The organism is Micrococcus sp. CS26, from assembly GCF_055522295.1.
The window spans coordinates 42,721-63,503 of record NZ_JBVFVY010000009.1; the positions used below are offsets into that span (position 1 = coordinate 42,721).

General features: G+C 73.7%; 22 protein-coding genes and 1 pseudogene. 7 read left to right on the plus strand and 16 right to left on the minus strand.

Annotation, left to right across the window (positions count from 1 at the left end; translation table 11 throughout):
* Positions 1–100: 100 nt before the first annotated feature.
* The 7 genes from ACZ1IK_RS05865 to ACZ1IK_RS05895 form a co-directional block, all read right to left on the minus strand.
* Positions 101–1,102, minus strand: coding sequence for an SseB family protein (locus ACZ1IK_RS05865; protein ID WP_020628148.1), 1,002 nt, complete (start codon positions 1,100–1,102; stop codon positions 101–103).
* The gene (gene priA, locus ACZ1IK_RS05870; RefSeq protein ID WP_020628149.1) at positions 1,099–1,884 is read right to left on the minus strand and encodes a bifunctional 1-(5-phosphoribosyl)-5-((5-phosphoribosylamino)methylideneamino)imidazole-4-carboxamide isomerase/phosphoribosylanthranilate isomerase PriA; all 786 of its coding nucleotides are present in this window, start codon (positions 1,882–1,884) and stop codon (positions 1,099–1,101) included. Before priA ends, ACZ1IK_RS05865 begins: the two co-directional genes overlap by 4 nt.
* Before the next feature lie 32 nt (positions 1,885–1,916).
* Complete coding sequence (locus ACZ1IK_RS05875) at positions 1,917–2,075, minus strand: hypothetical protein (RefSeq protein ID WP_004167696.1); 159 nt, start codon at positions 2,073–2,075, stop codon at positions 1,917–1,919.
* Positions 2,075–2,734: an imidazole glycerol phosphate synthase subunit HisH gene (gene hisH / locus ACZ1IK_RS05880; protein ID WP_004167703.1), complete on the minus strand. Its 660-nt coding sequence runs from the start codon at positions 2,732–2,734 to the stop codon at positions 2,075–2,077. The genes ACZ1IK_RS05875 and hisH overlap by 1 nt, the downstream gene beginning before the upstream one ends.
* Entirely contained in the window at positions 2,734–3,315 is a 582-nt protein-coding gene (gene hisB / locus ACZ1IK_RS05885) for an imidazoleglycerol-phosphate dehydratase HisB (RefSeq protein WP_152743305.1), read from the minus strand. The genes hisH and hisB overlap by 1 nt, the downstream gene beginning before the upstream one ends.
* 181 nt (positions 3,316–3,496) lie before the next feature.
* On the minus strand, positions 3,497–4,618 hold the full coding sequence (locus ACZ1IK_RS05890) for a histidinol-phosphate transaminase (RefSeq protein WP_020628150.1): 1,122 nt from the start codon (positions 4,616–4,618) through the stop codon (positions 3,497–3,499).
* Positions 4,619–4,661: 43 nt separating this feature from the next.
* Positions 4,662–5,036 carry a LysM peptidoglycan-binding domain-containing protein gene (locus tag ACZ1IK_RS05895; protein WP_020628151.1) on the minus strand — a complete coding sequence of 125 codons (375 nt, stop codon included), beginning with the start codon at positions 5,034–5,036 and terminating at the stop codon, positions 4,662–4,664.
* 291 nt (positions 5,037–5,327) lie between these two features.
* Between ACZ1IK_RS05895 and lexA the strand changes: the two genes are divergently transcribed.
* Positions 5,328–6,044 (plus strand): transcriptional repressor LexA, encoded by a 717-nt coding sequence (gene lexA, locus ACZ1IK_RS05900; protein WP_004167707.1) that lies wholly within the window; start codon positions 5,328–5,330, stop codon positions 6,042–6,044.
* 48 nt (positions 6,045–6,092) lie between these two features.
* Here lexA and ACZ1IK_RS05905 read toward each other — a convergent pair whose 3' ends face one another.
* Both ACZ1IK_RS05905 and hflX read right to left on the minus strand, forming a co-directional pair.
* Positions 6,093–8,192 (minus strand): ATP-dependent DNA helicase, encoded by a 2,100-nt coding sequence (locus ACZ1IK_RS05905; RefSeq protein ID WP_060774623.1) that lies wholly within the window; start codon positions 8,190–8,192, stop codon positions 6,093–6,095.
* Positions 8,189–9,829, minus strand: a complete 1,641-nt coding sequence (gene hflX / locus ACZ1IK_RS05910; RefSeq protein WP_465098386.1) for a GTPase HflX — start codon at positions 9,827–9,829, stop codon at positions 8,189–8,191. The genes ACZ1IK_RS05905 and hflX overlap by 4 nt, the downstream gene beginning before the upstream one ends.
* Positions 9,830–10,236: 407 nt before the next feature.
* On the opposite strand from hflX, the gene ACZ1IK_RS05915 reads away from it, so the two are divergent.
* From ACZ1IK_RS05915 to ACZ1IK_RS05940, 6 genes and pseudogenes are all read left to right on the plus strand, one after another.
* The gene (locus tag ACZ1IK_RS05915; protein ID WP_185194681.1) at positions 10,237–11,364 is read left to right on the plus strand and encodes an NAD(P)-binding domain-containing protein; all 1,128 of its coding nucleotides are present in this window, start codon (positions 10,237–10,239) and stop codon (positions 11,362–11,364) included.
* A gap of 5 nt (positions 11,365–11,369) precedes the next feature.
* A complete protein-coding gene (locus ACZ1IK_RS05920; RefSeq protein WP_004167714.1) occupies positions 11,370–12,017 on the plus strand; it encodes a class I SAM-dependent methyltransferase in 648 nt (215 codons plus the stop codon).
* 28 nt (positions 12,018–12,045) lie between these two features.
* Positions 12,046–12,519, plus strand: a pseudogene (locus ACZ1IK_RS05925) (FAD-dependent oxidoreductase); the annotation flags it as partial.
* Positions 12,520–12,646: 127 nt separating this feature from the next.
* On the plus strand, positions 12,647–13,060 hold the full coding sequence (locus ACZ1IK_RS05930) for an FAD-dependent oxidoreductase (protein WP_260446670.1): 414 nt from the start codon (positions 12,647–12,649) through the stop codon (positions 13,058–13,060).
* On the plus strand, positions 13,057–13,365 hold the full coding sequence (locus ACZ1IK_RS05935) for a hypothetical protein (RefSeq protein ID WP_241253745.1): 309 nt from the start codon (positions 13,057–13,059) through the stop codon (positions 13,363–13,365). Before ACZ1IK_RS05930 ends, ACZ1IK_RS05935 begins: the two co-directional genes overlap by 4 nt.
* A 92-nt stretch (positions 13,366–13,457) precedes the next feature.
* Positions 13,458–14,177: a DUF6270 domain-containing protein gene (locus ACZ1IK_RS05940; protein ID WP_036335003.1), complete on the plus strand. Its 720-nt coding sequence runs from the start codon at positions 13,458–13,460 to the stop codon at positions 14,175–14,177.
* Between the two features lie 36 nt (positions 14,178–14,213).
* Here ACZ1IK_RS05940 and dapF read toward each other — a convergent pair whose 3' ends face one another.
* The 7 genes from dapF to ACZ1IK_RS05975 form a co-directional block, all read right to left on the minus strand.
* A complete protein-coding gene (gene dapF, locus ACZ1IK_RS05945) occupies positions 14,214–15,161 on the minus strand; it encodes a diaminopimelate epimerase (protein WP_004167719.1) in 948 nt (315 codons plus the stop codon).
* 9 nt (positions 15,162–15,170) lie between these two features.
* Positions 15,171–16,103 carry a tRNA (adenosine(37)-N6)-dimethylallyltransferase MiaA gene (gene miaA, locus ACZ1IK_RS05950; RefSeq protein ID WP_465098387.1) on the minus strand — a complete coding sequence of 311 codons (933 nt, stop codon included), beginning with the start codon at positions 16,101–16,103 and terminating at the stop codon, positions 15,171–15,173.
* Complete coding sequence (miaB, locus tag ACZ1IK_RS05955) at positions 16,103–17,650, minus strand: tRNA (N6-isopentenyl adenosine(37)-C2)-methylthiotransferase MiaB (RefSeq protein ID WP_195081871.1); 1,548 nt, start codon at positions 17,648–17,650, stop codon at positions 16,103–16,105. Before miaB ends, miaA begins: the two co-directional genes overlap by 1 nt.
* Positions 17,651–17,689: 39 nt before the next feature.
* Positions 17,690–18,586 carry a regulatory protein RecX gene (locus tag ACZ1IK_RS05960; protein ID WP_231862033.1) on the minus strand — a complete coding sequence of 299 codons (897 nt, stop codon included), beginning with the start codon at positions 18,584–18,586 and terminating at the stop codon, positions 17,690–17,692.
* Between the two features lie 119 nt (positions 18,587–18,705).
* The gene (gene recA, locus ACZ1IK_RS05965; RefSeq protein ID WP_159228026.1) at positions 18,706–19,770 is read right to left on the minus strand and encodes a recombinase RecA; all 1,065 of its coding nucleotides are present in this window, start codon (positions 19,768–19,770) and stop codon (positions 18,706–18,708) included.
* A gap of 210 nt (positions 19,771–19,980) precedes the next feature.
* Positions 19,981–20,199, minus strand: a complete 219-nt coding sequence (locus tag ACZ1IK_RS05970; RefSeq protein WP_002856506.1) for a DUF3046 domain-containing protein — start codon at positions 20,197–20,199, stop codon at positions 19,981–19,983.
* Between the two features lie 98 nt (positions 20,200–20,297).
* Positions 20,298–20,699, minus strand: coding sequence for a helix-turn-helix domain-containing protein (locus tag ACZ1IK_RS05975; protein WP_036315027.1), 402 nt, complete (start codon positions 20,697–20,699; stop codon positions 20,298–20,300).
* Positions 20,700–20,783: the final 84 nt, after the last annotated feature.

Here is a 20,783-nt window from a genome sequence, read left to right on the forward strand (position 1 = left end):
GGCATGGGGCCGGCGCGCGGCGCACGGCCTCCAGGATGGGGTGGGGCCACCACGGGCCCTCCCCTCCCCCTCAACGGTACCGGACAGGCCGGGCGACCGATCAGGGTCGGCGGACCGTGATCTCCACGGAGTCGGCCCGCTCGGCCAGCAGCGGCAGGTCTGCCAGGAGGGTCTTGAGCGTGGCCGTCATCAGGCGCACCCCGGCCGCGTCGGCGTCCCGGGTGGGCATCGCGACGATCTGCAGCTCGGGCCCGGCCCCGCCTCCGTTCATCACCGCGCCGGAGCCCGTGTGCGTGGCCACCCCCGACCCGGGTGCGAGGCCCAGGTTGAGCAGGTTCGGGACCAGGTCGGCGACCTCGGCGATCTCGTCCGCGATCTCCTGGTCCCGATAGGCGGGGGTCCACTCCCTCTGCTGGGCGAGCGACCACACGGCCGGGCGTCGCACCACGTACGTGTGCTCGGCGCCGGCGTCGATGACGACGAGCTCACAGCCCTCGTCCACGGCGGACAGGCAGGCACGCGGCAGCCACACGGCCACGGGTCGGGCGACCGGGTTCCATGCCGTCAGCGCGGGCACGTTCGTGAACACCGGCAGCGCCTGCCGGCCGTCCGGCGCGCGCATGGTCACGAGGGCCACGTCCGCGGCCTTGTCCCCGTGCGCCGCGACGTCGTGCTCGTGACCGGTGTGGTCGGCGTGGTCGTGGACGTCGTCCTCGTCCACGGCAAGGGTGGGCACGACGGCGGCGAACACGCGGATGCGCGCGAGCACCTCCGTCACCTCCCGCTCACCGGCGGAGCCGTCCGTCAGGGCCGACATGACGGCGGTCCACTCGGCCGGGCTGGTGCCGTCGTCCTCGTCGAACACGTGCAACGGGTTCGCGGAGCCGTCCACGCCGGGGCCGGAGAGGTCACGGCCCTGCCACGGGACGCCCGCGGTGTCCGCGGTGTTCTCGCCCGCGGTCTTCTCCCGCATGCGGTCGAGTGCGGCCCGGATGTGCCCCGGCAGCTCCCGGGCCGCCGGATGCGGCACCGCGACCGTCTCGTCGATCGGACCGAGCCCGTCGTCGCGGGCCAGGCCGCCGTCGTCGTGCGAGCCCGTCACGGGGCGACCGGGCCGGGCTGCTCGGAGCGCGCCTGCTCCACCGTGGCGCCGCCGGCGACGGCCAGCGCCTGCTCCAGGCTGAAGCGGCCGGCGTACAGCGCCTTGCCCATGATCGCGCCCTCGACGCCCTGGCCGGTCATGGCCGCGAGCGCGGCAACGTCCTCGAGGGAGGAGATGCCGCCCGAGGCGACGACCGGCTTCGCGGTCTTCGCGCAGACCTGGGCGAGCAGCTCCGTGTTCGGCCCCTTGAGCGTGCCGTCCTTCGTGACGTCGGTGACCACGTAGCGGGCGCAGCCGGCATCCTCGAGGCGGGCGAGCACCTCCCAGAGGTCGCCGCCCTCCTTGGTCCAGCCGCGGGCGGCGAGCGTGGTGCCGCGCACGTCGAGGCCCACGGCCACCCGGTCGCCGAAGCGCTCGATGACGCGCGCGGTCCAGTCCGGGTCCTCGAGGGCGGCGGTGCCCAGGTTCACGCGCGCCGCACCCATCTCGAGGGCGTTCTCGAGCGAGGCGTCGTCGCGGATGCCGCCGGACAGCTCGATCTTCACGCCGATCTCCTCCACCACACGGCGCATGACCTCGCGGTTGTCACCGCGACCGAAGGCCGCGTCCAGGTCCACGAGGTGGATCCACTCCGCGCCGGCGCGCTGCCAGTCCAGGGCGGCGGTGACCGGGTCGCCGTACGAGGTGGCGCTGCCGGCCTCGCCCTGGACGAGGCGGACGGCCTGGCCGTCCTGGACGTCGACGGCGGGCAGCAGCTCGAGGGCGGGGGCGTTCGGGGTCATGGGGTTCCTCTCGGGTGGGGCGGCCGGCGCGGTCAGGCGCCGACGGTCAGGAAGGAGGCGGCGATGGCCATGCCGGCCAGCACGAGGACGATCACGATGGCCCACAGCGGCGCCTTCTGCGTGCGCATGGACCAGGCGGCGCCGAGCAGCAGCCCGCCGAGGGCGAGGTAGAGGACGGACCAGTAGGGCATCAGAGGGTCTCCAGCCAGTTGCGCAGCAGCTGCAGCCCGGCGTCCCCGGACTTCTCGGGGTGGAACTGCGTGGCCGACAGGGGGCCGTTCTCCACGGCGGCGATGAAGTCCGCGCCGTGGTGCGCCCAGGTGACCTGGGGCGGACGCATGGCGGAGATCGTCTGGTCGAACTCCCATTCGAGCACGCCGTAGGAGTGGACGAAGTAGAACCGCTCGTCCTCGATGCCCGCGAAGAGGGCGCTGCCCTCGGGCGGCCGGACGGTGTTCCAGCCCATGTGGGGCAGGACCTCGGCGGGCAGCTCGGCGACGACACCCGGCCACTCCCCCATGCCTGCGGTGCGCTCGCCGTGCTCGACGCCGGCGTCGAAGAGGATCTGGTGGCCCACGCAGATGCCGAGGACGGGTCGGCCCCCGGCCACGCGGCGGCCGATCCAGCGGGTGCCGCCGACCTCGGTCAGTGCCCGCATCACGGACGCGTACGCCCCGACGCCGGGCACGAGCAGCCCGTCGGCCTCCTGCACGGCCTGCGGATCGCGCGTGAGCTCGACCTCCGCGCCGGCCCGCTCCACGGCACGCAGCGCCGAGTGCACGTTGCCCGAGCCGTAGTCCAGGACGGCGACGCGCGGCCGCACGCCGGGGACGGTGGTGGGGCGGGCCATCAGAGGGCGCCCTTGGTGGAGGGCACGCCGGTCATGCGGGGGTCGTCCTCGACGGCGGCGCGCAGGGCGCGGGCGAAGGCCTTGAACTGCGCCTCGACGATGTGGTGCGGATCCCGGCCTCGCACGACGTCCATGTGGAGGCAGATCGCCGCGTGGTACGTGATCGACTCGAACACATGGCGGGTCATGGAACCGGTGAAGTGCCCGCCGATGAGGTGGTACTGCTGGCCCTCGGGCTCGCCCTCGTGCACGAGGTACGGCCGGCCGGAGACGTCGACGACGGCGCGCGCCAGCGCCTCGTCCAGCGGCACGGACGCCTCGCCGAAGCGGCGGATGCCGGACTTGTCCCCGAGCGCGGTCTTGAGCACCTCGCCCAGGGTGATGGCGACGTCCTCGACCGTGTGGTGCACGTCGATGTGCGTGTCCCCGGTGGCACGGACCGTCAGGTCGATCTGGGAGTGCCGGGACAGCGCGGTGAGCATGTGGTCGTAGAACGGCACGGTGGTGGAGATCTCAGCGCGGCCGGTGCCGTCCAGATCCATCTCGACGTACACGTCCGACTCGCTCGTGGTGCGCGTCATGCGCGCACGGCGTCCGGAGATCAACTCGGCTGCCACGGGTCCTCCTCGGGCTGGGTCCGCACCGGTCCGGGACGGGTGCGGGGGGATGCGGGTGCGCGCGGCCGGTGCCGGCGGGCCGGGGCGCCGCGCGCGCTGTCCCCATCCTAGGGAGCCGGGCGGACGCCGAGACTCCGGTGACGCCTCAGGACCGGTCCCCGGTCTCGCCGAGGACCTCCGCGAGAGCGGTGAGGAACGCCGTCGTCTCCGCCTCGGTGCCGGCGGTGACGCGCAGGTGGTGCGGGATGCCGACGTCCCGCACGAGGACGCCGCGGTCGAGCAGGCGGCGCCACACGTCGGACGCGTCCTCGAGGTGACCGAAGAAGACGAAGTTCGAGTCGGACACCGAGGGCCTCAGTCCCAGGCCGCGCAGGGTGGAGACGATGCGGTCGCGCTGGGCCTTGATGTCCTCCACGGTGCGCAGCAGCGCGTCCACGTGATCGAGGGCGGCCTCCGCCGTGGCCTGCGTGACCGCGGAGAGGTGGTACGGCAGGCGCACCAGGCGCAGGGCGTCGGCGACGGCGGGGTCCGCGGCCAGGTAGCCCAGGCGCGCGCCGGCCAGGGCGAACGCCTTGGACATGGTGCGCGTGACGATCAGCCGCTCACGGCCGGGCAGGAGGGTGAGGGCGGAGCGGGTGCCGGCGAGGGCGAACTCCGCGTAGGCCTCGTCCACGACGACCATGGCGCCGGGCCCGCCGGCGGCCTCGTTCTGCGCCTGCGCGGCGTACACGGCCTCGATGGTCGCCAGGTCCAGGGCGGTGCCCGTCGGGTTGTTGGGCGAGGCCAGGAAGACGACGTGCGGACGGTGCTCCCGCACCATGGCCGCCGCGTGCTCGGCGCTGAGGGTGTGGTCTTCGGCACGGCCGCCGTCCACGAACACGGTGTCCGTGCCGCCGGCCAGCAGCGGGTACATGGAGTACGAGGGCAGGAAGCTCAGCAGTGTCCGCCCGGGGCCGCCGAAGGCCTGGAGGATCTGCTGCAGGATCTCGTTGGAGCCGTTGCCGGCCCACACGTGGTCCGCCGTGAGGCCGTGGCCGAGGTAGCCGGCGAGCGCACGTCGCAGCCCCGTGAACTCGCGGTCCGGGTAGCGGTTCAGCCCCCCGGCGACGGCCGCGACCCGCTCGGCGATGGCGGTGGCGACCTCCTCCGGCACCGGATGCGTGTTCTCGTTGGTGTTGAGCATGTACGGCACGTCCAGCTGGGGGGCGCCGTAGGGGCTCAGGCCGCGGAGGTTCTCACGCAGGGGCAGAGAGCTGAGGTCGGTCATGGCCGCCAGTCTAGGAAGCGTGGAGGGCGAGGCCCGCCGTGCGTCACCGCGTGGCCGGGACGAACAGCTCCTCGCCCGGCGCGGGGGCCCGGCCCTCGAGCCCGTTGAGCTCGTCGATCGTGGCGATCACCTCGTAGACGTCCGCCTCCGGAGCCACCGTGGTGGCGATGGTCCACAGGCTGTCCCCGGGCATGACCGTGACGGACTGGGTGGCGGGCCCCGCGGTGTCCGCGGACACCGCGGCGGGCGACAGCAGCACACCCAGGAAGAAGGCGGCCGCCAGCGTGGCGGCCACGGCCGCGGCGATCACGGGGATCCCCCGCAGCACGAGGCGGCCGCGGCGGGTCAGACGGATGGTGGCCGGACGCGGCCGCGCCGTCGCGGGCGAGCCGGCGAACTGGGCGGTGGTGAGCGTCATGGTGTCCTCCTCCGGGGCGGATGCCCTCCAGGTGATCGAACATGTGTTCGAATCCGTTCGAATGCCTTTCTAGCACAGGTGTTCGAGACATGCCACGACGAGATCGAACATATCTTTGAAGGAGAGGCGGCTCTCCTCTAGGCTCGAGGCCATGCACGGACGCCCCGGAACGCCCCGGGACCGCCAAGACACAGGCAACCAGCGGGGGCGGACACGGTAAGCGTCCGGACGGCAGCCGGACGCCGGAACACGAGTCCGGCCACCATCACCCCGGGAGAACGGACGGCAGCCATGAGCACCACCGACGATCAGCCGGCGGCGCGCGCGCCGCTCACCGACCGCCAGCGGCGGATCGTGCAGACCATCCGGGACGCGATCGCCGACCACGGCTACCCGCCCTCCATGCGCGAGATCGGCGACGCCGCGGGCCTGGCCTCGCTCTCCTCCGTCACGCACCAGCTCGGCCGTCTCGAGCGACACGGCTACATTCGGCGCGACCCGGGCCGCCCGCGTGCCCTCGAGGTGCTGCGCGACGTGGACGGCACCCCGCTGGGTGAGGCCGCCTCCCCCGCCGCTGCGCCGTCGTCGCAGGTCTCCGCGATCCCCGCGTGGCACACCGGCGCGGACGGGGCGGACAGCGTGCCGGTCCCCTGGGTCGGCCGCATCGCGGCGGGCGGCCCCGTCCTGGCCGAGCAGCAGGTCGAGGACGTCATGGCGATCCCGCGCCGCCTCACGGGCGAGGGCGAGCTGTTCATGCTGCGCGTCACGGGCGACTCGATGGTGGACGCCGCGATCTGCGACGGCGACTGGGTGGTGGTGCGCCGGCAGGAGACGGCGGAGAACGGCGACATCGTCGCGGCCCTGCTCGACGACGAGGCCACGGTGAAGACCTTCCGCCGCCGTGACGGGCACACGTGGCTCCTGCCCCAGAACACGGCCTACGAGCCCATCCTCGGCGATCACGCCACCGTGATGGGGCGCGTCGTCACGGTCCTGCGCTCGCTCTGACCCGCTCCCTCCGACCGGGCCGGGCCGACGGTCCGAGGCCGAGCGAGGTCAATCGCCCGAGGCGAGCCGTGCCAGCACCCCGCGGACGACGTCGCCGTCCGTGGTGCGCCAGAAGTCCGGCAGGGCGCTCGTGATGTAGCCGCCGTACCGCTCGGTGGCCAGGCGGGGGTCCAGCACGGCCACGACGCCGCGGTCCGTCACGGAGCGCACGAGGCGCCCGGCGCCCTGGGCCATGCGCACGGCCGCGTGCGTGGCGGAGATCCGCATGAACCCGTTGCCGCCGTGCCGGGCGACGTCCCGGGTGCGGGCCTGGGAGAGCGGGTCGTCCGGCCGCGGGAACGGGATGCGGTCGATCACCACGAGCCGCAGCGAGTTCCCCGGCACGTCCACGCCCTGCCACAGGCTCATGGTGCCGAACAGGGACGTGTCCGGCTCTTCGGCGAACTGGCGTACGAGGGCGGAGAGGGTCGCGTCCCCCTGGCACAGGATCGTGGTCTTCGGCCCGAGCCGACGGCGCATCTCGGCGGCGGCGTCCTCGGCCGCCCGGCGCGAGGAGAACAGGCCGAGGGCCCCGCCCTGCGACGCCCTCAGGAGCGCCTCGAGCTCATCGAGGGACTCGGGCGAGGCCGTCCGGCCGGGCCGGGGCAGGTGCCGGGCCACGTAGAGCACGCCCTGACGCGGGTAGTCGAAGGGGCTGCCGACGTCGAGGGCCTCGAACTTCGGGGCGTCCGGGCCGGCCAGGCCCACGTCGCCGGCCACCGAGTCGAACCGGCGCTCCCCCGAGCCCACGGTGAGCGTGGCGGAGGTGAGCACCGTCGTCGCCTTGCCGAACAGGCCCTCCCGCAGCTTGCCTGCCACCGAGAGCGGGGCCACGTAGAGCTGGGGCGGGTCTGTCTCGTCCCCCGGCTGCCAGCCCACGCCGGGCTCGAAGTGGCCGGGGCGGGTGGCCCACAGCACCTCGGGGAAGTCGGCCTCGGGCCGGGCCGCGAGCATGCGCTCCACCACCTCGAGGACCTCGAGGATCCGCGAGCGCGCCATCTGCCGTCCGCCGTCGGCGTCGGCCTCCTTGTCCTTGTCCTGGCCGAGGTCGGACAGGCACTGGCGCGCGGCCGTGAGGACGCCGGTGAGGGCCTGCTCCTGCACCTCGTCCGGGCCTGCGGCGATCAGGCCGGACGGGGTGTCCGTGAACGCGCGGTCCAGGGCCGCCCCGGCCTCGATCAGGTCCTCCACGGCCACGGTGGTGTGGCGGCGCAGCGAGGTGGCCGCGCCGTGCACGATCGACCCGGACAGCTGCCCGGTGACCGCACCGGTCACCCGGTCCTGGAGCTCGTGGGCCTCGTCCACCACGACGGCCGAGTACGCCGGCAGCACCGCGAGCCCCTCGAAGGCGCTGATGGCGAGCATCGCGTGGTTGGTGACCACGACGTCCGCGTCCGCCGCGTCCGCGCGGGCACGCTCAGAGAAGCACTCCTCGGCCTGGGGGCAGCGGGACGCGCCGAGGCAGTCGACCGCGGACACGGAGACCTGCCGCCACGCGCGGTCGGTGACGGGGACCTCGAGGTCGTCGCGGTCCCCGGTCTCGGTCTGGTCCGCCCACGCCCGCAGGTACATGACCTCCTTGCCCAACAGGGAGGAGGGCCCGGCGGCGCCGTCCGTGGCGGAGCCGATCATCCCGCCGTCGTCGGCGACCGTGAAGAGGGCCTCCTCGCCCTCGTCCCCGGGGTAGCCGCCGTCCACCTTGTGGCGACACAGGTAGTTGGAGCGGCCCTTGACCAGGGCGACGACGGGCTCGCGGGGCAGCTCGTCCTTGAGCGCCTCGACCAGCCGTGGGGCGTCCCGCTTCATGATCTGGGCCTGCAGCGCGAGCGTGGCCGTGGCGACGACGACGGGGTCCTCCTGCGTCATCGCGTGCTGGAGGGCGGGGATCAGGTAGGCCAGGGACTTGCCGGTGCCGGTGCCGGCCTGCACGAGCAGGTGACGGCGCGACTCGAGGGCGCGCGCCACCTGCAGCACCATCTCCCGCTGGCCCGCGCGGTGCTGGCCGCCGGTGGCCTGCACCGCGACATCCAGCAGGCGCAGCGCCTCGCGCTCGTGCTCCGTGCGTGGCTGCGCGCCGACCGCCCCGGCTTCCTTCACCCCGTCGCTCACGACGCGTCCGCCTCCACGACGAACTCGGCGAAGTCCGGCGCGATGTCCTCACGGACCAGCACGGACAGGCGGGTGCCGCCCTCCTCGTAGCCCTCGGCGAGGATCTCCGCGTCCGCCGAGTGCAGGCGGGAGACCAGCTCACCCCGGGTGAACGGGACCAGCAGTTCGAGCCGCACGTCCGGCCGCGGGATGGTGGCCGCGATGGCGCGCTCGAGCTCGTCGATGCCCTCGCCGGTGCGCGCGGAGACCACCACGGCGTGGGGCTCCTTGGACCGGATCCGGGCGACGACGGCCGGGTCCGCTGCGTCTGCCTTGTTCAGCACGATGATCTCGGGGATCCGGTGCGCGTCCACCTCCGCGAACACGGAGCGCACCGCGGCGATCTGGCCCTCCGGGTCCGGGTGCGAGCCGTCCACGACGTGCAGGATGACGTCCGCGTCCGCGACCTCCTCGAGAGTGGAGCGGAACGCCTCGACCAGCTGCGTGGGCAGGTTCCGCACGAAGCCGACCGTGTCCGAGAGGGTGTAGCCGATGCCGTCCGGCGTCATGGCCTTGCACACGGTGGGGTCCAGCGTGGCGAACAGGGCGTTCTCCACGAGCACCCCGGCGTGGGTGAGGCGGTTGAGCAGGGACGACTTGCCGGCGTTGGTGTAGCCGGCGATCGCCACGGACGGCACCCGGTTGCGACGACGGTTGGCGCGCTTGGCCTCGCGTGCCGGCTTCATCCCGGCGATGTCCCGGCGCAGCTTCGCCATGCGGGTGCGGATGCGGCGGCGGTCCAGCTCGATCTTGGTCTCGCCGGGGCCGCGAGAGCCGATGCCCTCGCCGGCGGCGGCACGGCCGCCGGCCTGCCGGGACATGGACTCGCCCCAGCCGCGCAGGCGCGGCAGCAGGTACTCGAGCTGCGCGAGCTCGACCTGGGCGCGGCCCTCACGCGAGCTCGCGTGCTGGGCGAAGATGTCCAGGATCAGCGCGGTCCGGTCGATGACCTTCACCCGCACCACGTCCTCCAGCGCGCGGCGCTGGGACGGGGCGAGCTCGGAGTCCACCACCACGGTGTCCGCGCCGGAGAGCGCCACGATCTCGGCGAGCTCCTGCGCCTTGCCCTTGCCGAGGAACGTGGCCGGGTCCGGGGTGGCGCGACGCTGGATGACGCCGTCGAGCACCTCCGAGCCCGCGGTCTCGGCGAGCGCGGCGAGCTCCCCCAGGGAGTTCTCCGCGTCCTCCGCGGAGCCCTCGGTCCAGACCCCCGCCAGCACCACGCGCTCCAGGCGCAGCTGGCGGTACTCGACCTCGGTCATGTCCTCGAGCTCGGTGGACAGGCCCTGCACGCGCTTGAGGGAGTGGCGCGCGGCGAGCTCGTCCTGGTCGCCGTCGGCGTCCGTGTGCCCGTCCTCGCCCTCGTCCAGGGCGAGTGCGCGGCCCGCGAGCGCGGCGGAGCGATCCGGGGTGCCGGCGTCGAGGGCGCCCTCGTGGTCCGCGGCCACGCTGTCCGCGGAGCCGCGCCCGGTCGCCTCGCGGTCGGAGGCGCGGCGAGCGTCATCGGCGGCCAGGATGCGGTCGATCACGGCCTGGATCTCGTCCTCGGAGCCGTGGGCGCCCTGGGGGCCGGGGGTGTGCTGGTTCTTCTCAGTCATGGTCTCCTCTGGGCCGCCGCGGTCGGGCGGCCCGATGTCAGTTCAGGGTAGTGGGTGGGGCGGACGCGATACCGGCGTCCGGAGATCAGGAGTCAGGCGACAGGAACGTCACGGACGGCCGCAGGGGCGGCCACGCAAGCCGTGCAGGCGCGGCCACGCAAGCCGTGCAGGGGCGGACGATGTAGTCCATGGGGGGTGTCCTGTTCGCGTCGGCGGGATCCGGGCGCACGGGGGTGCGGACCGGAGCGGGATGCGGAGCGATCGATGGCGGCCGGAGCGGTGGCTCGACGGGCGGCGGCGATCAGGCGAACAGCAGGAACATGCCGACCATTCTAGCGGCCGCCCGCCGCCGGCGACACCCCTCCCCCGTGGGCGAACACGCGCCGGCCGTGCCTACGCTGGGCCGCATGACCCCGCACCCGGACCGGCACGTCACCGTCCTCGTGGTCGGCGCCGGCCAGGCCGGGCTCTCCGCCGCCCACCACCTGCGCCGCCGCGGCTTCCAGCCCGTCGGCCCCGGTGAGGCCCCGAGACCGGCCCCCGAGGGGTCGCCGGGCACGTTCGCCGTCCTCGACGCCGAGGACCGCCCCGGCGGGGCGTGGCTGCACCGCTGGGACACCCTCACGATGGGCTCGGTCAACCACATCCACGAGCTGCCCGGCCACCTGGTGCCGCCGGCGGACCCGGCCGCGGGGGCCAACGCGGTGCTGCCCGCCTACTTCGCCGAGTACGAGGAGCGCTTCGACCTGCGCGTGCACCGCCCCGTGCGCGTGTCGCGGGTGGAGCGGATCGGCGAGCCCGGGGCCGCCGAGGGGTTCCGGGTGCACACCGACGCGGGCACGTGGACGTGCGGGTTCCTGGTCAACGCCACCGGGACGTGGACCTCACCGCACTGGCCGGCGGTGCCGGGCCGGCGGGAGTTCCGCGGCCGGCAGCTGCACACCCACGACTACCGCGACCCGGAGGAGTTCGCCCGGCGGCGCGTGGTGGTCGTGGGCATGGGCGTCTCCGCGACCCAGCACCTGGCCGAGGTCTCGCGCGTGGCGGACACGCTCTGGGTGACCCGCCGCGAGCCGCAGTGGATCGACGACCCGGACCCGGGCCACCTCGCCGAGTCGGTGGAGGGCGTCGACGAGCGCACCCGCCTCGGCCTGGCCCCGCGCTCGGTGGTGAGCGCGACCGGCATGTTCCGCTCCGACTGGGTGCGCGAGGCGCAGGCCCGCGGGGTGCTCGAGCGCCACCCCATGTTCGAGCGGATCGAGCCGGACGGGGTGCGCATGCCCGACGGCTCCCTCGAGCGCGCCGACGTCATCCTGTGGGCCACCGGCTTCCGCCCCGCCGTCCGCCACCTCGCCCCGCTGCGCCTCCGCACGCCCGACGGCGGCATCCGGGCGGCGCACGGCCGCGCCCTCGACGAGCCGCGCCTGTTCCTCATCGGCTACGGGCCGTCCCAGTCCACCGTGGGCGCCAACCGCGCCGGCCGGGACGCCGTGCGGGCGATCCTGGCGGACCTGCGGGCCGCCGGCGCCGCCTGACTACGATGGTCGCCGTGACCTCGCCTGCGCACTACTTCTCCCCCGACCCCGGCACCCCCGAGCGGCGCCGCAGCGTCGACGTCGAGCTCGCCGGGCGGCGCGTCACCCTGCAGACCGCCAACGGCGTGTTCTCCCCGGACGGCATCGACAAGGGCACCGCGGCCCTGCTCTCGGCCGTCCCCGCGCCCCCGGCGCGCGGCGCGTTCCTCGACGTCGGCGCCGGCTGGGGCCCGCTCGCCCTCACGCTGGCCCTGGCCTCCCCCGAGGCCGAGGTGACCGGCGTCGAGGTGAACGAGCGCTCCCTGGCCCTGGCGCGCGACAACGCGGCCGCCGTCGGGGCGTCGAACGCGCGCTTTCTCACCCCCGAGCAGGTCCCGGACGACGCCCGGTTCGACCTGGTCTGGTCCAACCCGCCGATCCGCATCGGCAAGGCCGCCCTGCACGATCTGCTGGCGCAGTGGCTGCCGCGCCTGGCCCCCGGCGGCGAGGCCTGGCTCGTGGTGCAGAAGAACCTCGGGGCGGACTCGCTGCTGCCGTGGATCGCGGGGATGCTCCAGGAGCAGGCGCCCGGGGAGTTCACGGCGACGCGGGCGGCCACGGTCAAGGGCTTCCGGATCCTGCGGATCTCGCGGGCGGCCGGATCGTCCTCCTGAACGGACCGTCCTGAAAAGTGTCGAAGGCATGAGCAGCCTGAACACCGTGAAGGACACCGCGACCGCCGCCGGCACCGCCGAGCTCGAGACCGACATCCTGGTGATCGGCTGGGGCAAGGGCGGCAAGACCCTCGCCAGGACCCTCGGCTCCCAGGGCCGCAAGGTCACCCTCGTGGAGCGCGACGCCGGCATGGTCGGCGGCACATGCGTCAACGTGGCGTGCGTGCCCACCAAGGCCCTCGTCCACCGCGCCGACGCCGTCCGCCCCGGGGACGACCCGCACGCCGCCGTCGCCTCCGCCTGGGACTTCCGCGACGCCCTCACCTCGAAGCTCCGCGACGCGAACCGCGCCATGCTAGAGGACCTGGACGCCGTCACCCTCGTCCAGGGCGAGGCCCGCTCCACCGGCGAGCGCACCGTCGAGGTCCGCCCCGCCGAGGCCGCGGACGGCGACGACGACGGCGAGCGCCTGACCATCCGCGCCCGGCACGTGGTCGTCAACACCGGCACCACCCCCCTGCGCCCGGAGATGCCCGGCGTGGACCTGCCCGGCGTGCACGACTCCGAGACCCTGCAGCTGCAGATGGACCGCAGCCGCGCGCCGCGCCGTCGTCGTCGGCTCCGGCCCCGTGGGCCTGGAGCTGGCCTCCATGCTGGCCGGCTTCGGCGCCGAGGTGACCGTCCTGGTGCGGGGCGAGCAGATCCTGCCCGACGAGTCCGACGCGGTCCGCGACTCCCTGGTCGAGGCCCTGCAGGACCGCGGCGTGCGCCTGGCCACCGGGGCCTCCGCCACGGGCTTCGCCGAGGCCGACGGCGGCCTGCGCGTGGACCTCGAGGAGGGCGAGCCGATCGCCGCGGACATCGTGGTGCTGGCCACGGGCCGCGCGTCGACCGCCGAGGCCCGGCACCCGGCGGCCGCCGGCATCGAGCTGGACGAGAAGGGCTTCATCGCCGTGGACGAGCACCTGCGCACCTCGGCGCCGACCGCGTGGCCGTGCCCAACACCGTCTTCACGACGCCGCCGCTCGGCTCGGACGGCATGACCGCAGAGCAGGCCCGCGAGTCCGGCCACGAGGTGAAGGTCGCCTCCAAGCCCGTGGCGACGATCGCCGCCATGCCGCGCCCGAAGATCGAGGAGGACGCCCACGGCGTCATCGAGGTGGTCGTGGACGCCGCCACCGACCTCGTGCTCGGCGCCCGCCTGCACTGCGTGGAGGCGCAGGAGCTCGTGAACCTCGTGGCCCTGGCCATGCGCGCGGACGTCACGGCGTCGGCGCTGCGCGACGGGATCTGGACGCACCCCTCCGCCACCGAGGCGCTCAACGAGGTGCTCGGCGAGCTGAGCTGACGCTCCTGGCCCCGTGACGACGGCGGCCCGGGCGGATCCGCCTGGGCCAGCCGTCGCCTGGCACGCCCAAGGCTGGTGATAAAATCCGCCGGATGGACGTGGTCGTATACGGCTCCTGCGTAAGCCGGGATGTATTCAGGGTTGATGCAACTCATCAGGTAGCCGCATACGTGGCCCGGTCATCGTGGATTTCCGCGACGACTCGATCGATCCCCCACCCCGACATTCCACTGGATCTCAATTCGGCTTTCCAGCGAAGGATCGTCGAGCAGGACTTCGAGTCCGCCATTCCGTCGATCATCCGGTCCACGGCGGGAAGCGTCCTCATCGACATGACCTACGAGAGGCACGGCGTCCTCGAGGTCGACGGCGGGTACATCACGCCTTCGAACGAATTTTTTCGCTCCTCATGGGCCTCCGCGATCCAGGGGCGGCACATCCGGTTCGGCACTCCCGAGCACTTCACCCTCTGGTCGCGGGCAGCAGTTCGCCTTGCGGGGATGCTGGAAGGGCGCCGCGTGTGGGTCATCAGGGCGCCCTTCGCCGCACGGACCGAGAGCGGAGCCGAGGTCAAGCCGGACAAGGGTCTCACTCCAGAGGAATGGCGCGGGCGGTTCTCCATCTATTACGAGGTTCTGCGAGATCTGGGATTTCCGATCCTCGACGTTCCACAGAATCTGTGCCTGTCGGCGGACGACCATGAATGGGGCCCGGCCCCCATGCACTATTCGGACGACTTCTACAGGTGGGTCTCCGGTCAGATTCCTCGGATGCCCCGGTTACAGGCGAGCGCTTCGCCGCGACTCTCCTGACATCGCGGCAGTCGCACGGCGGCGCTGACGTGCCCCTCAGACGGTGAGCTCGCCGTCGAAGACGAGCTCGGCCGGGCCGGCGAGCACCACGTGCTCGGTGCCGTCCGGGTGGGCGACGAAGTCCACGCCGAGGACGCCGCCGGGCACCTCCACGAGCCACGAGTCGGAGCCGCCCTCGCCGGACCACGCGCGCATGGCCACCGCCACGGCGCACGCGCCCGTGCCGCAGGACTGGGTCTCCCCCACCCCGCGCTCGTGCACGCGCATGCGCGCCCGGCCCACGCCCTCGCGGACGAGGGGCTCGTGGGCCGCCACGAACTCCACGTTGGTGCCGTGCGACGGCGCCGGGTCCACCTCCGGGGCGCGGGTGAGGTCCAGCCCCTCGAGGTCCTCGAAGGAGGCCAGCGGCACCACCGTGTGCGGGTTGCCCATGGAGACGCTCAGCGCCGGGCGGGGGTCGGCCAGGCCGGCGGCGAGGACCATCGCGTCCGAGGCCGCCTCCTCGGCCAGCTCCGGATCGAGGTAGGACCACGGGCCCATGTCGATCGCGTAGCCGTGGGCGAGGCGGCTGACCGTCTTCACGCCGGCCCGCGTGCCGATGGTGATGGACTCGCCGGGGGCGAGGTCCACGAGCCCCTTCTCCGCGAGGAAGTGCACGAACACGCGCACCCCGTTGCCGCACATCTCCGCGATCGACCCGTCCCCGTTGCGGTAGTCCATGAACCACTCGGCCTCGGGGTGCGCGGCGAGCAGGGCCCGGCCCTCCTCGACGTGGCGGGAGGGCACGGCGCGGATCACGCCGTCCCCGCCGATCCCCCGGTGTCGGTCCGCGAGCACCGCCACCTGGGCGGCCTCGAGGTGGACGTTGCCGTCCGGGTCGGCCAGGAGCACGAAGTCGTTGCCGGTGCCGTGGCCCTTCGTGAAGGGCACGCGGGGGGCGGCGTCGGACGTCGGGGCCGCGGCGGCGGCGGTCTTCTCGGTCATGGGGCCAGTCTAGGAGCCGGCCACCACGGCCAGCGCCTGCGCGACGACGTCCGGGGCGAGTGCGTCCACCCAGTGCACGCGCGGGTCGGCGCGGAACCACGTCTCCTGCCGGCGGGCGAAGCGCCGGGTGGCGACGACGGTCTGCTCGGCGGCCTGCTCCGGCGTGAGCGTGCCGTCCAGGACGGCGAGCATCTGCGCGTAGCCGATGGCCCGGGCGGACGTGGGCCCCTGGCGCAGCCCGTCCGGGCCGGGCACGTCCAGCGCGCGGACCTCGTCCAGCAGCCCGGCGGCGAGCATGCGCTCCACCCGGGCCTCGATCCGCTCGTGCAGCACGGCCCGCTCCAGGCTCAGGCCGATCTGCACCACCGGCGCCACGGAGGGATCGTGCTCGCGCCGCGGCATGAACGCGGAGAAGGGCCGGCCCGTGATCCGGTGGACCTCGAGGGCGCGGACGAGACGCCGCGCGTCGGCCACCTTGGCGGCGGACTCGGGGTCGACGGCGGCCAGCTCGGCCCGCAGGGCCGCCTCCCCGCGCTCGGCCAGCTCGGCCTCCACCGCGGCCCGCACCTCCGGGTCCGTGGGCGGGAACTCGAGCACGTCCAGCGCCGCCCGCACGTACAGGCCGGAGCCGCCCACGAGGATCGGGGTCCGCCCCCGGGAGCGGATCTGGGCGAACAGGTCGCGGACCGCGGACTGGAAGGCCGCCACCGAGGCCTCCTGGCCGACGTCGAGCACGTCCAGCAGATGGTGCGGGACGCCCTCGCGTTCAGCCGGGGTGACCTTCGCCGTGCCCACGTCCATCCCCCGGTAGAACTGCAGGGCGTCCCCGTTGACCACCTCGCCGTCCAGCGCGTGCGCCAGGGCGACGGCGAGGGCGGACTTGCCCGTCGCCGTCGCCCCGACGACGGCGACGACGGGCGGCCGGGCCGCGGCGGCGGGCATCAGGACCGCGGGCGCAGGGTCGGCATGCCGAGGCTCGTGGCACCGGAGCCGCCCGCCGTGCCGGGGGCCGGCGCGCCGCACGATTCGGCCTGGGCGCGGTCCCACGCATCGCCGGCGCGGGAGCGGCGCAGGACGTAGTCCTGTGCGGTCGGGTCGGCGACGGCGAAGAACGGGTGGGCCTCGGTGACCGTCACGGTGACGAAGTCGCCGGGGCGGGGGGTCTCGGCGCCGGCGGGCACGGAGAAGTGCACGAGCCGGTTGTCGGGTGCGCGCCCGGACAGGCGGCCGCGCTCCGCGGCCTTGGAGCCGGAGTCGGCGGTGACGAGCAGCTCCTGGCGGGTGCCGACGAGCGTGGCCATCTCCTCGGCCGAGATCCGGTCCTGCAGGGCCACGAGGCGCTCGAAGCGCTCCTGGACGACGGCCTTGGGCACCTGGTGGTCCATCTCCCCGGCGGGGGTCCCGGGGCGGATGGAGTACTGGAAGGTGAACGCGGAGGAGAAGCGGGAGGCCTCGACCACGCGCATCGTCTCGGCGAAGTCCTCCTCGGTCTCCCCGGGGAAGCCGACGATGATGTCCGTGGTGATGGCGGCGTGCGGGATGCGCTCGCGCACCTTCTCCAGGATCCGCAGGAACTTCGCGGACCGGTAGGAGCGGCGCATGTCCTTGAGCACTCTGTCCGAGCCCGACTGCAGGGGCATGTGCAGCTGCGGCATGACGTTGGGGGTCTCGGCCATCGCGTCGATGACGTCGTCCGTGAACGCGGCCGGGTGGGGGCTGGTGAAGCGGACGCGTTCGAGGCCCTCGATCTCCCCACACGCGCGCAGCAGCTTGGCGAACGCGCCGCGGTCGCCGAACTCGACGCCGTAGGTGTTCACGTTCTGGCCCAGCAGCGTGACCTCGACGGCGCCGGCGTCGACGAGCGCCTGCACCTCGGCGAGGATCTCCCCGGGGCGGCGGTCCTTCTCCTTGCCGCGCAGCGACGGGACGATGCAGAACGTGCACGTGTTGTTGCAGCCCACGGAGATGGACACCCAGCCGGAGTGGGTGGAGTCCCGCTTGGTGGGCAGGGTGGAGGGGAACACCTCGAGCGACTCGAGGATCTCGATCTCGGCCTCGGCGTTGTGGCGGGAGCGCTCCAGCAGCACGGGCAGGGAGCCGATGTTGTGGGTGCCGAAGACGACGTCCACCCACGGGGCCTTGCGCTGGATGGCGGCCTGGTCCTTCTGGGCGAGGCACCCGCCGACGGCGATCTGCATGCCCGGGTGCGCGTCCTTCACCGCACGCAGGTTGCCGAGGTTGCCGTACAGGCGGTTGTCCGCGTTCTCGCGGACCGCGCACGTGTTGAAGACCACGAGGTCGGCCTGGGCGTCCTCGGCGACCGGGGCGTAGCCGGTGGACTCGAGCAGGCCGGAGATGCGCTCGGAGTCGTGCACGTTCATCTGGCAGCCGAAGGTGCGGACCTCATAGGTCAGACCCTCGTGCGGGCGCGCGGCGGCGCCGTCCTGCGCGAGCGGGGTGGTGCGGGGGGTGGGGTCCGTCAGAGTCACCGCACCATTCTAGGAACTCCGGGCGCGGCCCGGATCCGCTCACTCCTCGTGCTCGGCGAGGACCTCCTTCACGACGGCGAACGCGAGGCCGCCGCCGTAGCCCTTGCGTCCCAGCATGCCGACGAGGCGGCGGGTCACCTTGTCCCGCTCAGCCCGGGCCTCCGGCGAGGCACCGCCGGGGACGGTGCGGCCCCGCAGCCGTCGGCGCACGAGGTCGAGGGCGGCGGCCCGTTCGTCCTCGCCGTCGATGGCCTCCAGCGCCTCGGCGGCGATCTCCCGGTCCACGCCCTTCTGCTGGAGCTCGTGCCCGAGGGCACGGCGCGCCAGGCCCTTGCTTCGGTGACGGCTGCGGACCCAGACCTCGGCGAAGGCGGCGTCATCCACGAGGCGCACCTCCTCGAAGCGGTCGAGGACGCGCTCGATCAGCTCGGGCTCGGCCTGGCGCTCGGCGAGCTTGCGTTCGAGCTGGCCGCGGGAGCGGGGGCCCAGGGCGAGCTGGCGCAGGACGACCTCGCGTGCGGCCTCCTCGCGCTCACGCGGTGCGGTGGGCAGGGGCGCCGGGCCGGGGCGACGTCGGGGGCGGTCGGTCTCGACGGCGGGGCGGGGATCCACGGCCGGGCGGCCCTCGTCGCGCGGGCGGCCACGCCGCGAGGGCGTGGTGGTGGCCCGCTTCCGGCCCCGGCGCTCGGTGTCCTCCCGGGTGTCCTCGCGCCCGGACCAGGGCAGCGTCCGGGGCCCGGCGCCGGGCGCGGGGCTGGGCAGGTCGCTCGCGCGAGTCAGCAGGGCCCCGAGATCCGGTGCCACGCCGGGGGCGGGATCCGGGACGTCCCCCGCGGGGGTCCCGGCATCGTGCGCGGGCACGGCGTTCCGCGCGGCCTCCGTGGCGTCCGCGTCGGACGACGTCGGCTCCGGTGCGCCGGCCAGATCGAGCCACATCCGGCCCACGTCCGAGTCCCGGGCGTCGTCGAACGCGGACGCACCGGGAGCGGAGCCGCTCCGGCCGGTCGTCTCCGACCGGTGGGCGGCCCCGCCTCCGACGTTCCGGCGCGATCGGGTCATCCGGCCGCGATGTCCCCCGGAACCGCGGTCAGGGCCGGGGCCTCGTCGTCCTCGGCCTCCGGGGCCACGCCGATGCCGAGCTTCGTGAGGATGCGCTCCTCGATCTCGTTGGCGAGGTCCGGGTTGTCCTTGAGGAAGCGACGGGCGTTCTCCTTGCCCTGCCCGAGCTGGTCCCCGTCATAGGTGAACCACGCGCCGGACTTCTTGACGATGCCCTCCTCGACACCCATGTCGATCAGGCCGCCCTCGCGGGAGATGCCGACCCCGTAGAGGATGTCGAACTCGGCCTGCTTGAAGGGCGGGGCCATCTTGTTCTTGACGATCTTCACGCGGGTGCGGTTGCCGACGGGGTTGCCGGCCTCCTTGAGGGTCTCGATGCGGCGGACGTCGATGCGCACGGACGCATAGAACTTGAGCGCCTTGCCGCCCGTGGTGGTCTCCGGGGAGCCGAAGAACACGCCGATCTTCTCGCGCAGCTGGTTGATGAAGATGGCCGTGGTCTTGGTCTGGTGCAGGCGGCCGGTCACCTTGCGCAGCGCCTGGGACATGAGGCGGGCCTGCAGGCCGACGTGGGAGTCGCCCATCTCGCCCTCGATCTCGGCGCGCGGGGTCAGCGCGGCCACGGAGTCGATGACGACGATGTCCAGGGTGCCCGAGGAGACGAGCATGTCCATGATCTCCAGGGCCTGCTCGCCGGTGTCCGGCTGGCTGACCAGCAGGGCGTCCGTGTCCACCCCGAGCTGGCGGGCGTAGACCGGGTCCAGGGCGTGCTCCGCGTCGATGAAGGCCGCGATGCCGCCGTTGCGCTGCGCGTTGGCCACCGCGTGCAGGGCCAGGGTGGTCTTGCCCGAGGACTCCGGGCCGTAGATCTCCACCACGCGGCCGCGCGGCAGGCCGCCGATGCCCAGGGCCACGTCCATGGCCACCGAGCCCGTGGGGATGACCTCGACGGGTGCCTGGGTCTGGTCCCCCAGCCGCATGACGGAACCCTTGCCGAACTGCTTGTCGATCTGGGCGAGAGCGGCCTCGAGGGCCTTCTCGCGATCCGTCACCTTGCTCATCCTTCACCCCTAGCTCTGGTGGTGCTGCCGCGGACGCTGGAGCGCCCGCCTCGGTCATGTCCGTGAATCTACGGGGGGCGGCGGACACGATAAGCGTGGCCGGCCCCGCCTGTGCACGAGATCACCCCGTCGCACTGCTGTGCAGGACTCTACCGCATTCTTCGAACACGTGTTCGAACAGGGGCAGTGCCCCGCCAGCGCGTCGCGGCGTCAGCGTTTCGGCGGCACGTCCCGACCGAGACGCCGCTCCTGCGGGATCTCATGCAGGTCGCAGACCGCCAGCCAGACCCGCCGCGGGTCCACGCCGGCGGCGAGCGCCGCCGTCGCGGTGGTGTCCAGGCCGGGCAGGTGCAGGGAGTCGGCCACGAGGCCGGCCCGGGCGGGGCCGAACTCCTCGTCCATCAGCCGGCGGAACTCGCTCTCGCGCACGGGCGGTCCTCTCTGTGGTCGGTCGCGGGGTCAGGGACGGGGACGCAGACGGCGCGGGCGCCCCGAGACGGGGCGCCCGCGCCGTGGGTGTGGCGGGGTCAGCGGCCGGCCAGTGAGCCCAGGCTGGGGTCCGTGAGGTCGTCCGGCAGGGTGTCCGGGACGACCATGCCCTCCTGCTCCACGAGCCGGTCCGAGACCTCCCGCAGCAGGTAGGACAGCGGGATGTCCAGCGCCTGGCAGATCGAGGCCAGCAGCTCGGAGGAGGCCTCCTTCTGGCCGCGCTCCACCTCCGACAGGTAGCCGAGCGAGACACGGGCATCGTGCGAGACCTCGCGCAGGGTGCGGCCCTGGAGCTGCCGGACGTCGCGCAGGACGTCGCCGATCTCGTGGCGGAGGAGGGGCATGCTGCGCTCCTTGATGTCGGGGGCGGCCGCGCGGGGACGGGGCTGGTCATCGACCCAGCGCGTGATTCCGTGGGAATGGACGGGATGTCGCATCATGTCTATCGCCTGCTCCTGGACTTTTCCTGAAGGCACCGGGCCGCGGGCCTGATCCCGCGAGGCACTCTTCTTGACTCATTACAT

What these genes read in the sequence shown, in the direction of transcription:
- priA (WP_020628149.1), bottom strand. Translation starts at nt 1,884, where the DNA reads ATGACCCCGAACGCCCCCGCCCTCGAGCTGCTGCCCGCCGTCGACGTC.
- ACZ1IK_RS05875 (WP_004167696.1), bottom strand. Translation starts at nt 2,075, where the DNA reads ATGCCCTACTGGTCCGTCCTCTACCTCGCCCTCGGCGGGCTGCTGCTC.
- hisH (WP_004167703.1), bottom strand. Translation starts at nt 2,734, where the DNA reads ATGGCCCGCCCCACCACCGTCCCCGGCGTGCGGCCGCGCGTCGCCGTC.
- hisB (WP_152743305.1), bottom strand. Translation starts at nt 3,315, where the DNA reads ATGACGCGCACCACGAGCGAGTCGGACGTGTACGTCGAGATGGATCTG.
- ACZ1IK_RS05890 (WP_020628150.1), bottom strand. Translation starts at nt 4,618, where the DNA reads ATGACCGACCTCAGCTCTCTGCCCCTGCGTGAGAACCTCCGCGGCCTG.
- ACZ1IK_RS05895 (WP_020628151.1), bottom strand. Translation starts at nt 5,036, where the DNA reads ATGACGCTCACCACCGCCCAGTTCGCCGGCTCGCCCGCGACGGCGCGG.
- lexA (WP_004167707.1), top strand. Translation starts at nt 5,328, where the DNA reads ATGAGCACCACCGACGATCAGCCGGCGGCGCGCGCGCCGCTCACCGAC.
- hflX (WP_465098386.1), bottom strand. Translation starts at nt 9,829, where the DNA reads ATGACTGAGAAGAACCAGCACACCCCCGGCCCCCAGGGCGCCCACGGC.
- ACZ1IK_RS05915 (WP_185194681.1), top strand. Translation starts at nt 10,237, where the DNA reads ATGACCCCGCACCCGGACCGGCACGTCACCGTCCTCGTGGTCGGCGCC.
- ACZ1IK_RS05920 (WP_004167714.1), top strand. Translation starts at nt 11,370, where the DNA reads ATGGTCGCCGTGACCTCGCCTGCGCACTACTTCTCCCCCGACCCCGGC.
- ACZ1IK_RS05935 (WP_241253745.1), top strand. Translation starts at nt 13,057, where the DNA reads ATGACCGCAGAGCAGGCCCGCGAGTCCGGCCACGAGGTGAAGGTCGCC.
- ACZ1IK_RS05940 (WP_036335003.1), top strand. Translation starts at nt 13,458, where the DNA reads ATGGACGTGGTCGTATACGGCTCCTGCGTAAGCCGGGATGTATTCAGG.
- dapF (WP_004167719.1), bottom strand. Translation starts at nt 15,161, where the DNA reads ATGACCGAGAAGACCGCCGCCGCCGCGGCCCCGACGTCCGACGCCGCC.
- miaA (WP_465098387.1), bottom strand. Translation starts at nt 16,103, where the DNA reads ATGCCCGCCGCCGCGGCCCGGCCGCCCGTCGTCGCCGTCGTCGGGGCG.
- ACZ1IK_RS05960 (WP_231862033.1), bottom strand. Translation starts at nt 18,586, where the DNA reads ATGTGGCTCGATCTGGCCGGCGCACCGGAGCCGACGTCGTCCGACGCG.
- recA (WP_159228026.1), bottom strand. Translation starts at nt 19,770, where the DNA reads ATGAGCAAGGTGACGGATCGCGAGAAGGCCCTCGAGGCCGCTCTCGCC.
- ACZ1IK_RS05975 (WP_036315027.1), bottom strand. Translation starts at nt 20,699, where the DNA reads ATGATGCGACATCCCGTCCATTCCCACGGAATCACGCGCTGGGTCGAT.